Genomic DNA, 15,462 nt, shown 5'->3' with positions numbered 1-15,462 from the left:
TTGTAAATTATTTACAATGTTTGAAACTAAAAAACAATTTAAAATGAAACTGTTACTTTTTTCACTTCTAATAATTATGACAATGGAGACAACAATCAATGCCCAACAGCAAGGCAAATCGGCTTTAATTCTAATAGAAACTCAAAATGAATGGATGCACCCAGACGGGAAATTGTACAAATCTCATTTAAAGGACCAAGAAATGTTGCATAAATCAATTGAAAACATTGAAAAAGCATTGGATTATGTCCGAAAAAACAATATTGAGGTTATCCACGTTGGGTTGCGTTTTGAAAAAGGTTATCCCGAATTAGCCAACGGAAAAAGTGGTTTAAGAAAAGGTATCCCAAATGCAGGAACTTTTCCAATTAACGAATTTGGTTCTCAGTTTTATGAAACCGTAAAACCAATTCAGGGAGAATTTGTGGTTACAGGACGAGTTGGAGCAAGCGGATTTACAGGTTCAAATTTGGATGTTTATCTGCGAAACAACAAGATTGACAATCTGTATTTGGTTGGTTATGCTACGCACGTTTGCGTGGAAAGCACCTTGCGTGATGCTCACGATAAAGGTTATAATACTCGTGTGATTTCGGATGCGACTTCTGCGTTTAACCGTACACAGCAAGAGTATGTTTTAAGCGAAATTGTCCACCATTTCGGAGAACATCTAACAACAGAGGAATTTACAACTCCATAAAAAATCAGCTGCTATTTTGCCAAACCTAGGTTAGCGGTTCGTTGGTTTTTTTGCTCGATATAAATTTGTTTATCTCTCTTGTACATTGAATACTGTTCCTGCTGGATCTTGTATCCAATGCATATTTTTCGGAAGTTCTTCAATCTCGTCACAAGTTTCCACAGAGTTTGCTTCTAAATAGCTTGTCGCTTCAGCTATATTAGGAACTGTAAGCTGTAACCAAGTTTCAGAGTGAGTGTAGTTGTCAACGCAGTCCAACCAAATTACATTATGACCAAACTTCACTTCGTGAGTTCTGGAAACGGTTGGATTGTCAATTGGTATCTCTTCAACTTCCAATTTCAAAATGTCTCTATAAAAGGCAACCGTTTTGTCATACTTGCTTTTTGGGATTTTAATTGCAATGTTAATCCCGGCTTCAAATTTCACGTCCATTGTCGTTATGATTTTTCTGTGTTAATTATTCAAGTTTTTTACCATTACTTATTTCTGTCATTGGTCTGTTTTGCATCTATGACAACTAACGTTTGGGGATTTGCGATGGTCCAGCTTTAGCGAACTATTAGCTGAACTGCCTGATGTCGAGCCTTTGTTTGTCAGCCACACTATTGCAAAACCGCCTGGCATAAGCAAGCATTTGATTTTTGTCGCCTGATATTCTTTCTTTCGTTACAAGAATGAGATCGAGGTCAGAAAATTCGTCAATTTGGTCTGTCAACCAAGAACCGCCAACAGCCAAACCGACAACATCGTCGTCCACCGCCAAAATGTTTTTTGCATTGTCGGTATGTATCATCTTGTTCATACATTGGTCATTGTGGTTGCTACCGGCAGGAAATGTAATGGAAGGCCCAGAGGGATTTCATTACATCGGGCCGCGAAGTGGCGAACAAATTAGACAAAAAGTTCAATTTGCCCGGAACATAGCCTATGTATTTTCACAACGGCTAATTTATGAAAAAACCGAATGTGAAACACATTCGGCAGCAAAAACATACAGACTTTCGGCGTGGAGTTCAACCCACCATTTTGCCAATGCCACGTTATAACGGCGTTATTTTTTATTGATTAGTTTTAGTGTAAATTCCAGTTCGCTGTCAGTGCCATTGACATATTCTTCAACAGTTGTCGTTACTTCATAATCAGGAATTACGCCTCTTCCAAATGGGATTTTGTCGCTTGTGAAAGTTGTATAAAATCTCAACAATGGTATTCTAATTTCCATTTGTGTGTTGGGCAAAAGTAAATAGACATAAGAGCCACTTGTTTGACCGTAAAACCCTCCCCCGGTTTCTTCTCCGATAATTGTTGCATCAGAGTATGCTTTCGCAATTGATACAAACTCAGCCCCTCCTGAATAAGTTTTGCCCGAACATAAAATGTAAAGATTTCCTTTAAATGGTTCTTTTTGTGGCTTTTCAGTAGGCAAGACGCTTTTCTTTCTCAAAATTCTGCCATCTTTTGTCTGTTCGTGTTCTTCTTTTAGCATATTTTCCAATTTCTCTCTGTCATCTTTATAATCGGTGAAATCTAAAAATGAAAAAGTAAATCCATTGGCTTCTACATATTGATATTTTTTATAAGGTTTTTTTGTGAGATACGAAAAAAGATAGTCTTCTGCTCCTTCAGTACCACCGCCAACATTTCTAACGTCAATAATTAAATTTTTAATTTTGCTTGATTTGATTTGGGTAAAAATGCTGTCAACAACTGATTTAAAATCTAAGTTTTGCTTCTCAAACCTTCCATAACCAAAATCGTTAAATGTCAGGATTGCTGATTTTGATTGTGGAACTATTTCCAAATCGAATAATTTGCCTTCGTGTTTGCTTTTTATTCTTTGTACGGTTTTGGCAAGGCTTACGAGCGAATCTCTGCTGATCAAATCTATTGAAATCGCTGTACTTTCGTCGTTATCTGGATTTTGAGTTGTCAAACTTATGTTCTCCGACCTGTAATCAATAAAATCCATATATAATCCGCTAAAACCGAAGTGATCTAAATCTCTGTATTTCCCCGTCACGGAAAAGCCATCGGAATATCTTGATGTATGCTCAAAAATTGTCTGGATAATTGAATCTATAGGAATTTCATTTATGTGTGTTATAATTTGGCCTTTTGTCTTATTCTTCCCAATGTTGTTTAACACATATAGCTTTTTATCAACTGTTTTAATAGCAAATGGTAAGTACTTAGCTTTTTGGTTTACAAATTGACCTATATCTTTGGAGGAGTAAACTTGGGAGTGCCCTTCTTTATCGGCAGAAACAATTTTGGAAATGACCCTGTAAAAATCATAACTATTCATCCCGTCTTTGATCTCTGCCCGATTTTCGGAAAAAATTTTTTCAAACGCTGCCCGACTGGTGTACCAATATAAACCAGGATGTGCTTCTTTCAGCGAATTTACCAACAAATCATAATCTTGATAGAGTTCGGCAGATCTATACGTTTTTAATATCGAATCATTTTGGGCGAAACAAAAACTATCAACTAAAATAAAACAAAGGATGGCTATTATTTTTCTCATGCTGCAAAGCTACAGAGAGCAGAAGAAAATGAATTGTATAATATTGCATTACGCGTTTTTGTACGTTCCGGGAGTTACACCGGTATATCTTTTGAATTCCCGATTAAAATGCGCAACATCATAAAAACCGGAAGAAAAAGCAATTTCAGATAAATCTTCATTTTCGGAAAGCATTTGCTTAGCTTTATTGATCCGTTGGAGAATAATGTATGCATTCGGTGTTAAACCCGTTTCCTGTTTAAAAAGCCGAAGAAACTTGAATTTATCCAACCCAAATTTGTTTGCGGTCTTTTCCAGCGAGAATTTTTCCAGCGAATCTTCTTGCAAAAAATCCTGGAAGAGTTTTGTGTCTTTGTGTTTAAAGTATATCTCTGTTGCGTATTCTTTCACTAGTATTGAAAGTGCTTGGATTAATTCTTTTTCAAAATTTATTGATTTGTTTCCCATGTTTTGAGCAAGAAAATAAAGCAGAGAAAAGAGTTTTTGGTTATCGATAACCTTATCTTTAAAAAAGACATCAACACCATTGTTTATTTGCGTTAAAACCGTGGGAGCGATGTAAAATGTGATGAATGAATTGCCTATGTTTTTGTCGCAAGGTGTCGCGTGAATTTCATCGGGATTCGTTATACACAATGTTCCTCTTGGTGCCTGCAAGAATTTTGAATCTAGTTTGGCATTAAAAGTTTGGTTTAAAACCAATGCGATATTAAAGGTATCGTGTGTATGATTTGGGAAATCCTGTGTGTGATTTTTAGCGAATAGAATTTCTGTTCCATCCAAGATATCCAGCCTTTTATATTCACTTACATCTTTCTTATTCATTTTGTCACCAAATCTCCACCAAATTTTTTCCGAAGCATCCCGCCATGGACATGCTGGCATCGGAATGGAAATCCCAATTTCCCGAGTCAAACTTAGACGCATTTTTCCTCGATCAGTATTTCGAACAACAGTACACAAGCAATAAGCATTTTGCACGCATAATGGGCCTTTTCAGTGCGATAGCTCTACTCATTGCATTACTTGGCCTCGCTGCCTTGGCCAATTTCAGTGCACAGAAAAAGTTGAGGGACATTGCCATACGCAAGATATATGGTGCCGAACGCAGACATATCATCTATCTTTTTGCCAAGGAATTTTTGCGAACGGCAAGCATAGCATCCGCCATAGCCATTCCCATTGCCGCCATAGCCATGCAACAATGGCTCAACGGATTTGCGTTTCGTACTTCCATCGGTATATGGATATACCTATTGGCCATTGGATGCCTTGTTGGTATCTCTTTGGCTACCATCATACTGCAATCGTGGAAAGTAATCGTCCAAAATCCGATCGAGAATCTCAAAAATCCATAATTACATTTAGTCATAACCTAATTGTAGTACACCGAGGTCAATCTAGAAGAGACAATGCACAACTGCTCCAGATGCCAACGTAAGGAATGGGTAGATGCTTGGAATAGCCCTAGAATCAATTAAAACAGGGAGATTGTTCCGCAAAGATATTGTCCGCATACGAACAAAAACTGTTCGCTTATGGACACCCAATGATAGGAGCAAAACAATAAATCATTGATATTCAAACAATAAAAACATTGGCCTCATTTATGGCACACCAGTATCGTGTGTTTGTTATAATTTAGACCTTGGTAAGACCCCAAAGCTTACCAGGGTTTATTTCATTTAAAGTTTAAAGATATATCGCCAATAAGACATGTTATGATCCATACCTTCAAGATAACCATCAGAGCAGCCCGGAAGTCAGTGGGCTATACCACGCTTAACATATTTGGTCTTGCCATTGGCTTTGCGGGCTTTATCCTGGCTTATGCCTACATCAACCGCGAGAACAGCTACGATACCTGGAACGATAATTATGAAAATATCTATCTGATAGGCAACGAACAGGAAGGCAGCTTTGCTGACCTTACCCCGGCGGGCCTATCTCCAAAGATACAGGCACAATTGCCGGAAATAGCCTTATCCGGTAGGGTAGCACAAGCTCCTTATGAATTTCCCTTTATCTCGGACAACGATGTTTTCTTTATAAAGCGCTGGCTAGCCGCCGATAAGAGCATAGCCCAGATTTTTCAAATCGAGGCAGCAGGTTATTCCATAGTGGAATCAAATACTCCACAAGTGGGAATCTTCTCCAAGGAAGTGGGGAAGAAATTGTTTCCCGGTGAAACAGGCCCTTTTGCCGAACCCAAGACGGTGGCCTTGATCAATGAAAAATCCGGTTTCTTCGAACAGATACACGCCATTGGCGATAACTCTCGATTGAGCAATATCCAATACGATTATATGGCATTCAAGGAAGACGTAGCAGAAACGGCGGGTAATGGTAGTGTACCTAGCTACCAAACCTACATCCAAGTGAAACCCGGAACGGACATTCGTGCATTGACAACCAAAATAAACCAAATCTATCAAAACGAGGTACTCGGCGATGCATCGCAGAAGCAGGCCGCGTCTACCGTACTGTACCTCGATCCGTTGAAAAACCTGCACCTACACCCCAAGCATGGTAGCGCTACCGCCTATCATATGGTCATTGCACTTGGTACGCTATCCATTATCATACTGGTATTGGCCTGTGTGAATTTTGCCAACATGATGGTGGTACAGGCCCAACAAAGGGCCAAGGAAATAGGCGTCAAAAAGCTATTCGGCGTATCGCGAGCCAGGCTAACCAGGCAATTCATGATGGAAGTCTTCTTGCAGTGCCTATTGGCAGCCGCAATAGCCACCTTGCTGGTCTACCTTTCATGGAACACCATGAGAATCTATTTCCAATATGATTTTGATAGTTTCCAATTCAACCAAACCGTCGCTTTTCAGCTTGGTATGGCCGTATTGGGCACTACCCTGGTCGCAGGTTTGTATCCGGCCGTCACCCTGTCTGGCTTTCGGCCCGTAGCCGTTTTGAGTGGTCGCTTTCAGACAAGTCACAAAACAGCCACTTTACGCCATGCCTTGCTCACTTTTCAATTTGTCATCGCTTTTCTGTTCATCAGCTCCATGCTGGTCATCAGCCGGCAGCTAGATTATATGAAGAACAGTGACAAGGGCTTTTCGGTAGACCAAGTACTGTACGTGAAAAACATGGCATGGTATAATGATACCAAGGATTTTGAAGCAGTTCGTACCTCGCTCAAATCGCTTCCCGGAGTACGGTATGCTACCGTGGCATCCAATGTACCCGGCGGTAATGCACCCAAAAGCTATGCATTTCAATACCAGGCAAAAGAAATAACACTGGATCATATTGCCGTCGATCTGGAATATTTTGAAACCTTGGATATTCATGTATTGGCTGGGAAATCATTTTCGAACGTCTCACCTGGAGATACCAGCCAGATCGTCCTCAATAGCAGCGCCGCGAAAGCGCTAGGCATCACCGATCCCATAGGGCAACTTATCAAGCAAGGCGAATGTACCTACCGTATTACTGCTTTAGTGGAAGACAGCAAGATGGAGGGGTTTGAGCAACTAGTACGCCCTATGGCCTATACGCTAGACGTGATAGGCGTCCCGCCCATGGGCCAATATAAGGTGGAAATGATGATCAAACTGGCTAGCGACAAAGTACAAAGTACGTTAAAGGCGCTGCAGGAGAACTGGACGACCATAAACCCCAAGGATGGACAGCATTTAAACTATGAATTTCTCGATCAAAAGTTCGCCCATTCCTATGCCGATCAGGAAAAACTGAAAAACGCCTTTACCGCTTTTTCCTATCTCATCCTGTTGGTAGCCTTGATAGGCTTGTTTGCCATGTCGGCCTATGCCATCCATATTCGTCAAAAGGAAATCGGTATCCGCAAGGTCCTTGGAGCAGATGTCAAGCAGATCTTTCTGCTGCTCAACAGGCCCTTTGTCCGTTTAGTAGCAATTTCTATAGCCATTGCCACGCCCATCGCTTGGTGGGCATCTAGCAAATGGCTGCATACCTTCGCCTATCGCATAGAACTCTCGTGGTGGATATTCTTCGTAGGTGCTGGCATCGCTCTTTCCTTGGCCCTGCTCACCGTATGTTATCAGGCGCTAAAAGCCGCGACGGCCAATCCTGTCGAGTCTTTACGCGATGAGTAAATCGCGCAATAGCGAGATCCGATGGATATTGGGATGGAATCTTTGAGGGATGGATAGCACTGTACTGTCAACCTCTATTATGGAAAACAGGCCAAACGGTTCCCCATCAGGAGAGGGGATTAATTTTAGTCTCTGGACAGTTTATAACTGATTCCAATTGAAGCACTCGCTTCCGTCAATTTATTTGGGTATTGTTCACTATGAAAACCTATCACCCTGTGTTGGATCAACTGCGGATTTAAAAAGAAGCCTATACCGTTTTTTAAATAATATTGAGCCCCTATCCCAACGCCCGCACCAATACCCGACTGGCTGTTGACACCGCCACTATTCTTAGCTTCTATATCTAGCATTACACCTCCATTGAGATATAAAAATCTCAAAAAGGAGAATTTGCCATAGACAGGCACACTCAGTAATTGAAGCTCATGGGCGGTAGCTGTTTGCGGTATGCCCGTAGGTGCCGGCCTTAAGTCGTATCGATACTTCAAATATTGAATCCCCGATTCAATTCCCAGCCTTTCATTTAACTGATAAGTATAATGCAGACCGAACTTGCTTTGTGAGCGCCCTTCCTTACTCCCAGTACCCAACAAGGCTTTCTGATGAAAATAAGCATCCAAGGCAGAAATGGACGCCCCCAAATAATGAGCACCTCTTGCCCGTTCCTGTGAATGAACCATCGCAAAAGGAAAAAGGAAGTAAATGAGAAGCAGGCTGGTATAAGTTTTTGCTATCATATGGGTAAATCACGGTAAACAAACAAACATAGTGAATTCCATAAAAAATAGCTAGGTAGCATATATTTAAACGGTAGGTACAAGACAAATCGCTTTTAGTCATCGTTTCACTATGCCCACCATATCACCTTCGCCAAGCGCAAGGTGAAAAGACAAACCAACTGAAGCTTAGCAGATTTTTGTCGCGTACCCCATAAACACTTATATTTATAGTCATCATTCATTTTTAACTCTTTTAAACATGATAGAAGGAAGAGAAGAACTGATCCGCTTGGTGCAAGCAAGGTATCATACCTTAAAATTGAGTATGGAACAAGCCGAAAAAATCTTTGAACATGAAAAAGTCAAAGATATCTATTCCGAGAGCAAGCATTTTTTCAGTCTTTGGGAAGAGTTTGACTTCAACAGGCATGCGTTGAAGAATATCCTTCGGAAAACTCAATTTGAGGAATTTGAAAAATCGGCCAAGGCAACGATAGCGTTCAATGAAAATCTGATGCGAGAAAACGATCAAAGCTACTTGAAGGATATTGCCTATCAGCTCGATCTCATTGCTTTCTATAAAGATCATTTTGTGCCAGGCTTATTTGCCAGTGGAACGTTCATCCAACGTGCCTATCACTTTTATCATCTTAAAAATAGGGTAGAATACCTAAAAGCAGAATATAAGCGCTTCTTGGACACAAAAAAACTAGAAATCATTATCAACCACTTTCGTTTCCACAGAACTTTCAAGCCTAATTTCTTAAAGAAAAATATCCTAGAGCACCATCTCCTTTATATATTTCCAGATCATCTTTATTTCAAACAGGAAATGGACGAAGATACAAGGGCCATTGCCGAATACATAGCCGACCACTTTGCCCCCTATTTTGATGATGAGAAAGAACATATCGAGGACAATGTCCGTAAACTAGCAGAGTTCCAAAAAGAAAATGCACGAAAGCACTATCCAGAAAACGATTTTCGGCATATTATAACCAAATATGATAATATAAATGATATAGAACCCGATGAGCTGGCAAAGATTAACGCTTCTATTTGGATCAAAGAGGCTTCGCCCTCCGATTCACGAGATGCGGTCATGAATTTTATACTGTTGGATCGACATGGCTATGGTGCCCAAGTACTTGACTTTTATTAAATTGATGTAGTTACGTTACAGCCAGACTGACCAATTCCGTACTAATACTGTCCGTTATCGGACAATTCTACAAACAAAAAACCAATCAAAATACTGATAATAAGATCATTAAAACAAAAGGAACGATTTTGGCATAGCTTTTTTTAAGTTTTAAGAGGTAAAAGATCCCAGTAGTATTGGCCACCGGATAATTTAAAGCTTAATACCTACTGCTTAAAACGCAAGGAGATTTTCTGACGTTTGATATCTCATGTCTCAAATCTGATGTCCCAATACGCAATACGCATATCTCAATACTAAAACGATGCTAAAGAACTACATCAAAATCGCTTGGCGAAATCTCATCAGGGCAAAAGGATACGCCTTTATCAATCTAGCAGGACTATCCGTTGGCATGGCGGGTGCTATCCTCATCTTGCTGTGGATACAGCACGAGGTAAGCTATGATCGCTTCCACGAAAAGGGCGATCAATTATATGAAGCCTACCATCAAAGGGAAAATGGCGGTAAAATAGGAAGTTGGAATAGCACGTCAGTGCCTATGGGGCCAGCCCTGAAGGCCGAGTATCCAGAGGTGGAAGCCACCAGCCGCTATGCCAATGGTGGCAAGCTCTTATTCAATACAGGTGGGGCGTCCATCGACCAGCAAGTGGTGTTTGTAGACCGCGAGTTCTTCGATCTGTTTTCGTTCCCCTTTATAGCAGGAAATCCACAAAGTGCCTTCGCGCAACCCAATTCCATTGTATTGACCGAATCTACGGCAAAAAAACTGTTCGGCGATAAGGAGGCTATGGGACAGACCATCCAACTGGAAAATGAAGAACGCTACAGCGTCATCGTGACGGGCATCCTGAAAGACCTTCCTGCCAATACGCGCTTCAGGCTGGATGCCACCATCAACTGGCATATGTATGAAACCCTGGGCTATGCCGACACCTCGCCCCATGCCTGGACAAACAGCTACCTCAACACCTTCGTGTTGTTAAAACCAGACACGGACGTGGAAGCTTTCAACGCCAAGATCAGGGACATCAGCCGTCGTAAGGACGATCTGTCGCAACTTGATGTGTTTGTGTACCCATCGGCCAAATGGCACCTCTATGAGCGCGTTGAAAACGGACAGCCTGTTGGCGGGCGCATAGACCGCGTGTACCTATTCGGGGCTATCGCCGTCTTCGTCCTGCTCATCGCCTGCATCAATTTCATGAACCTGAGTACCGCCCGGAGCGAACGGCGCGCCAAGGAAGTGGGCGTACGCAAGGTAGCAGGTGCAAGACGGGGCATGCTCATCGGGCAGTTCATCAGCGAGTCCATACTACTGGCCGTGCTGGCAGGCATCATTGCTCTCCTGCTTGTGGCACTTACCCTGCCGCTCTACGAGACGCTCATAGCAGAGCAGCTGTATATCCCCTATGACAAACCTGTGATATGGCTCGCTGCAACAGGGTTCATCCTAGCTACGGGACTGCTAGCAGGCAGCTATCCGGCATTTTTCCTTTCGGCATTCCAGCCCGCCAAAGTATTGAAAGGCACCCATGTGCGGGTGCGTTCGGCATTCAACCTACGCAAGATGCTGGTAGTCCTGCAATTTACCTTTGCCATCGCACTTATCATCTGCACGCTTATTGTCCGACAGCAGATACAACATGCCGAAAACCGGGATACCGGCTACAGCAGGGATCAGCTCATGACCGTGTACCTCAACGACATCTCCCGCCCAAAAAGCGACCTCATCCGGCAGGAAATCATCGATGCCGGGGCAGCTACTTCCATTACCAAAACGGGAGCACCCATGACCCGCACGTGGAGCAATTCCGGCAGCATCAGCTGGGAAGGAAAAGCACCGGGAGACCAATCGCCCATCCACCGCTTTGCCGCAGATAAAGACTGGACCAAGACCTCGGGTGTACAATTGGTGGCAGGGCGCGACATCGATGTGGGCAAGTATCCCACGGATTCCACGGCCATGCTGCTCAACGAAGCGGCAGTGAAAACCATGGGCTTCGATGATCCCATAGGCAAGATCGTGGAGGACAACTATATCCAATATACCGTAGTGGGCGTAGTCAAGAATTTCCTGATCAATTCGCCCTACAAAGCAGTGGAGCCTATGATCATCGCCGGCCCAAAAGCCTATACGGGCGTAATGACTATCAAGCTCAACGGCGAGCGCAAGACCTCTGAAAACCTGACCACTATTGGAAGCATCTTCCACAAGTACAATCCCGAGCATCCTTTGGACTATGAATTTGCCGACGAGCAATATGCCGCCAAGTTCAGGAGTGAACAGCGCACAGCGGCGCTCACCGGCCTGTTTTCCGGCCTGGCCATTTTCATTTCCTGCCTGGGTCTATTTGGCCTGGCCGCCCACACCGCCGAGCAGCGCAGCAAAGAGATCGGCGTGCGCAAGGTATTGGGAGCCAGTGTAGGAAGTATCGTTCGCCTCCTGTCCAAAGACTTTGTGCGGCTTGTGGCCATCTCCTTTGTCATCGCATCGCCCATTGCTTACTATGCGATGGAACACTGGCTACAGGACTTTGCCTATCGGATATCGGTGGAATGGGGCGTATTTGCGATGACGGCTTTGCTGGCAGTCACCATCGCCGTACTGACCGTTAGCTTTCAGGCCATCCGCGCTGCCATGGCAAACCCAGTCGATTCCCTGCGAGATGAATAGCGGGTATTTATCCTATTGACAATGACAAAACATTTCTCTTTTTTGATTATTTGAATACGAACATCCATGGAAGAAAACCTAGACAAGCCGGGTGCGTTATTCTCGGCCAAGAAGAAAAAACTGCTACAGACCAATCGGATATTGAGCTTATCTGCACTGTTTGTCAGTGTTTCCACGCTATTTATCTTGGTCTACCAGACCCATCTTTCCAACAAGATGTATTACCTAGAGGAAAAGGCACAGAAGATGGCTGTACTCCCCTACCTGCAGCTGGGAACAAGCTATGATCAAGGAACCAGGCATCAAATCAACCTGGAGAACAACGGCATCGGCCCCGCATTGATCAAATCGCTCTACGTACATTACCAAGATTCCGTTTATGCCATGGACTTAGCCAATTTTATACTCGAGGAAATCAACCCCAATCTAGCTGAAGAACGGCTAGACATTTATTATACCAACCTTTCCAGCAAGCAGTTGATTCCAGCCAATTCAAAAATCACGCTGGTGGGCAACGCCAATCGCGAAAACAAAACAGCAGAGCAACTGTACGAATTATTCAACCGTAAAGGCCTCATTGGGATAGCCATCACCTATACATCCATCTATGAGGATCAGACATGGACTTGTTTTTATGGCCCGCACTTCCCTGTTCCATCGGTGTCCGATACAGAACAAGCGGATTGATCACTTGCCATTGGCACTTAGGATAAAGTCAGCTAGCACCTTGCATACCCTTATTCATTTTCGCACAATCACTGTCCGTTATCGGACAATTCTATAGACAAAAAATCAATCAAAATACTGATAATAAGATCATTAAAACAAAAGGAACGATTTTGGCATGACCTTTTTTGAGTTGTACGTTGTAAGTTATAAATCTTCTGGTGGCATGGCCACTGTGATGTTTATCACTTAAAATTTATCACCTATAACTCAAGGAGATTTTCTGACGTTTGATGTCTCAAATCTCATATCTAATGTCTCATATCTAAAACTATGATAAGAAATTACATCAAAATCGCTTGGCGAAACCTTGTTAAGAACAAGACGTTCTCCATCGTCAACATTGCTGGCCTGGCAATTGGTTTGGCTTGCTTCATCCTGATTGCCTTATATGTAGTGGATGAGCTAAGCTATGACAAGTACAATGAAAAGGCAGATCGCATCTATCGCGTCAACTCCGATTTGCGTATTGGCGGCGTTGACCTCACGCTGGCTACCAGCAGCGACCCCATGGGTGCGGTCTTAAAAAACGATTACCCGCAAGTGGAAACATTCACCCGATTTTATGCCTCTTCGGGATCAAAGCTTATCAAGAAAGGCAACCAATTCATCAATGAAAGCCGTGTGGCACACGTTGATTCTACCTTGTTCGATGTATTCACGTTGCCGGCTATTGCCGGTAATACCCACACCGCGCTAAACGAACCCAATACGGTCGTCATTACGGCATCTGCGGCAAACCGGTATTTCGGCACCACAAATGCCGTAGGTAAATCCCTTGAAACAAACGACAACAATGGCACGCTATACAAAGTGACGGCGGTGATAGCAGACATTCCACGCAATTCGCATTTCAATTTCGACTTCTTTTTCTCCATGAAAAACGTACGTTATCCATGGGAAAGTTTTTTGAGTCACAATTTCCAAACATACATCCTGCTGAAGCCGGGGACGGATTATAAAGCATTCGAAAAGAATTTTAAACAGGTAATCGATAAATATATCCTACCCCAGGCGAAACAGTATATGAATGTGGCTTCCATGGAAGAATTTGCCCGGGCTGGCAACAGGCTGGACTACTCGTTAATACCCCTGACGGACATCCACCTGCATTCAGACAGGCATCCAGAATTGGGCGTCAATAGCAGCATACAGTATGTATACATCTTTGTAGCTGTGGCGCTATTTATCCTACTACTTGCCTGCGTAAATTTCATGAACCTGTCTACCGCGCGATCAGCCTCACGTGCCAAGGAAGTGGGCATCCGAAAAGTGCTGGGAACAGGAAGACGCTTGTTAGTCGGCCAGTTTCTCGTTGAATCGATCATCATGGTGTTTCTCGGCTTATTGCTGTCGATAGGTCTGGTTGGATTATCCCTTGGGAGCTTCAATACGATTTCTGGCAAGGAACTCGGCATTTCAGATTTAGCCAAACCGGCATACCTGATCGTTCTATTATTGTTGACCATTGTCGTAGGAACATTGGCTGGCCTTTATCCGGCGCTTTTCTTGTCGGCGTTTCGGCCTATTAAAGTACTGAAAGGCAAGATAAACGGCGGATTTCAGAAAAGCAATTTCAGGAGTTCACTGGTCGTGTTCCAGTTTGTCACCACCATTATACTCCTAACCGGCACCGTCATTGTATTCCAACAGCTGAATTATATCCGGAACAAAAAAATCGGGTTCAACAAGGACCAGGTATTGGTCATCAATGGTACGGGAGCGCTAGGCAACGGTGGGGATGCGTTCAAGAACGAAGTGGCGAAGATGAATGGTGTTAAGGCCGCCTCCTTCGCGGGTTACCTTCCCGTGGGCAATTCTTCCAGAAGCGACAATTCTTTTTCAACGGATGCAGTAATGAATGAGAACAATATGTTCAGCATGCAGGTGTGGAATATCGATTACGATTATGTCCCCACATTGGATATGAAGGTATTGAAAGGGAGGAATTTCTCTCCTGATTATGGAACAGATTCAACAGGTCTCATCATCAATGAGGCTGCCGCGAGGTTAATGGGATATGACGACCCGGTAGGAAAAAAGCTCTATATGCCGGATGATCTTGCCGCACCGCCCATAGCCTATACCATTGTCGGGATGGTGGAAAATTTCCATTTTGAATCTTTGCGCCAGCATATCGGGCCACTTTGCATGCGCTTGGGCTATAATAAATGGACCACGGCTTTTAAAGTCGACGCAAGTGATGTACAGACCTTGCTTAGCCGTATTGAAACCCAATGGAAATCCATGGCACCAGGCATGCCCTTCAGCTATCAGTTTCTCGACGAGTCGTTTGAATCGATGTACAAGGCCGAGCAACGGGTTAGCAAAATTGCCCTATCGTTTTCAATCCTTACCATCATTATTGCCTCCTTGGGACTCTTTGGCCTCACAACCTACATGGTGGAGCAGCGCACCAAAGAGGTGGGCATCCGCAAGGTATTGGGAGCATCGATATCCAGTATCGTGCGAATGCTTTCGTCCGATTTCGTCAAACTGGTGCTGATTGCCATTGTCATCGCCTCTCCCATCGCGTGGTGGGCGATGAACAAATGGTTGGAGGACTTTGCGTACCGAATCGAAATACAATGGTGGATGTTTGCTTTGGCGGGACTGGCAGCAGTTGCAATTGCATTAGCGACCGTGAGCTGGCAGGCTATCAAAGCGGCATTGGCCAATCCGGTGGATAGTTTAAGGGATGAGTAAATTAAGAACTTTACCAAAGTTGTGCGCAAGGCCAAAGCATAGGCAAACTTTGGTAAAGTTTCTCGGAAATTATTTCGTTAAGATTATTTAGAACTAAAAACAGAGAACTTGCCTGACGGCAGTCAGGGACTAAAGACAAAAG

At 43.4% G+C, this 15,462-nt stretch carries 12 protein-coding genes; 7 read left to right on the top strand and 5 right to left on the bottom strand.

Features of this window, described 5'->3' with window-relative positions:
• Nucleotides 1-16: 16 nt before the first annotated feature.
• Complete coding sequence (locus A37S_RS0117010) at nt 17-700, top strand: cysteine hydrolase family protein (RefSeq protein WP_028298038.1); 684 nt, start codon at nt 17-19, stop codon at nt 698-700.
• A 69-nt stretch (nt 701-769) separates the two neighbouring features.
• Here A37S_RS0117010 and A37S_RS0117005 read toward each other — a convergent pair whose 3' ends face one another.
• From A37S_RS0117005 to A37S_RS0116990, 4 genes are all read right to left on the bottom strand, one after another.
• Complete coding sequence (locus tag A37S_RS0117005; protein WP_028298037.1) at nt 770-1,135, bottom strand: VOC family protein; 366 nt, start codon at nt 1,133-1,135, stop codon at nt 770-772.
• 127 nt (nt 1,136-1,262) lie between these two features.
• A complete protein-coding gene (locus A37S_RS0117000; protein ID WP_028298036.1) occupies nt 1,263-1,505 on the bottom strand; it encodes a hypothetical protein in 243 nt (80 codons plus the stop codon).
• 249 nt (nt 1,506-1,754) lie between these two features.
• Nucleotides 1,755-3,230 carry a S41 family peptidase gene (locus A37S_RS0116995; protein WP_028298035.1) on the bottom strand — a complete coding sequence of 492 codons (1,476 nt, stop codon included), beginning with the start codon at nt 3,228-3,230 and terminating at the stop codon, nt 1,755-1,757.
• A 48-nt stretch (nt 3,231-3,278) separates the two neighbouring features.
• On the bottom strand, nt 3,279-4,055 hold the full coding sequence (locus A37S_RS0116990; protein WP_036602934.1) for an AraC family transcriptional regulator: 777 nt from the start codon (nt 4,053-4,055) through the stop codon (nt 3,279-3,281).
• A gap of 50 nt (nt 4,056-4,105) precedes the next feature.
• On the opposite strand from A37S_RS0116990, the gene A37S_RS25065 reads away from it, so the two are divergent.
• Together A37S_RS25065 and A37S_RS0116980 are read left to right on the top strand one after the other, a co-directional pair.
• Nucleotides 4,106-4,588, top strand: a complete 483-nt coding sequence (locus tag A37S_RS25065; RefSeq protein WP_211229810.1) for an FtsX-like permease family protein — start codon at nt 4,106-4,108, stop codon at nt 4,586-4,588.
• A gap of 363 nt (nt 4,589-4,951) precedes the next feature.
• Nucleotides 4,952-7,327 (top strand): ABC transporter permease, encoded by a 2,376-nt coding sequence (locus A37S_RS0116980; RefSeq protein WP_028298032.1) that lies wholly within the window; start codon nt 4,952-4,954, stop codon nt 7,325-7,327.
• Between the two features lie 125 nt (nt 7,328-7,452).
• On the opposite strand, the gene A37S_RS0116975 is transcribed toward A37S_RS0116980, so the two are convergent.
• The gene (locus tag A37S_RS0116975) at nt 7,453-8,067 is read right to left on the bottom strand and encodes an outer membrane beta-barrel protein (RefSeq protein ID WP_028298031.1); all 615 of its coding nucleotides are present in this window, start codon (nt 8,065-8,067) and stop codon (nt 7,453-7,455) included.
• 241 nt (nt 8,068-8,308) lie between these two features.
• Between A37S_RS0116975 and A37S_RS0116970 the strand changes: the two genes are divergently transcribed.
• The 4 genes from A37S_RS0116970 (at nt 8,309) to A37S_RS0116955 (ending at nt 15,320) form a co-directional block, all read left to right on the top strand.
• Entirely contained in the window at nt 8,309-9,211 is a 903-nt protein-coding gene (locus A37S_RS0116970; protein WP_028298030.1) for a hypothetical protein, read from the top strand.
• 304 nt (nt 9,212-9,515) lie between these two features.
• Complete coding sequence (locus A37S_RS0116965) at nt 9,516-11,888, top strand: ABC transporter permease (RefSeq protein WP_028298029.1); 2,373 nt, start codon at nt 9,516-9,518, stop codon at nt 11,886-11,888.
• 66 nt (nt 11,889-11,954) lie between these two features.
• The gene (locus A37S_RS0116960) at nt 11,955-12,575 is read left to right on the top strand and encodes a hypothetical protein (protein ID WP_028298028.1); all 621 of its coding nucleotides are present in this window, start codon (nt 11,955-11,957) and stop codon (nt 12,573-12,575) included.
• A 312-nt stretch (nt 12,576-12,887) separates the two neighbouring features.
• Nucleotides 12,888-15,320 carry an ABC transporter permease gene (locus A37S_RS0116955; RefSeq protein ID WP_028298027.1) on the top strand — a complete coding sequence of 811 codons (2,433 nt, stop codon included), beginning with the start codon at nt 12,888-12,890 and terminating at the stop codon, nt 15,318-15,320.
• The last annotated feature ends 142 nt before the right edge of the window (nt 15,321-15,462 follow it).

It is taken from the genome of Olivibacter sitiensis DSM 17696 (assembly GCF_000427965.1).
GTDB classification, from domain to species: Bacteria; Bacteroidota; Bacteroidia; order Sphingobacteriales; family Sphingobacteriaceae; genus Olivibacter; species Olivibacter sitiensis.
This window is presented reverse-complemented; position numbering and strand designations above follow the sequence as displayed.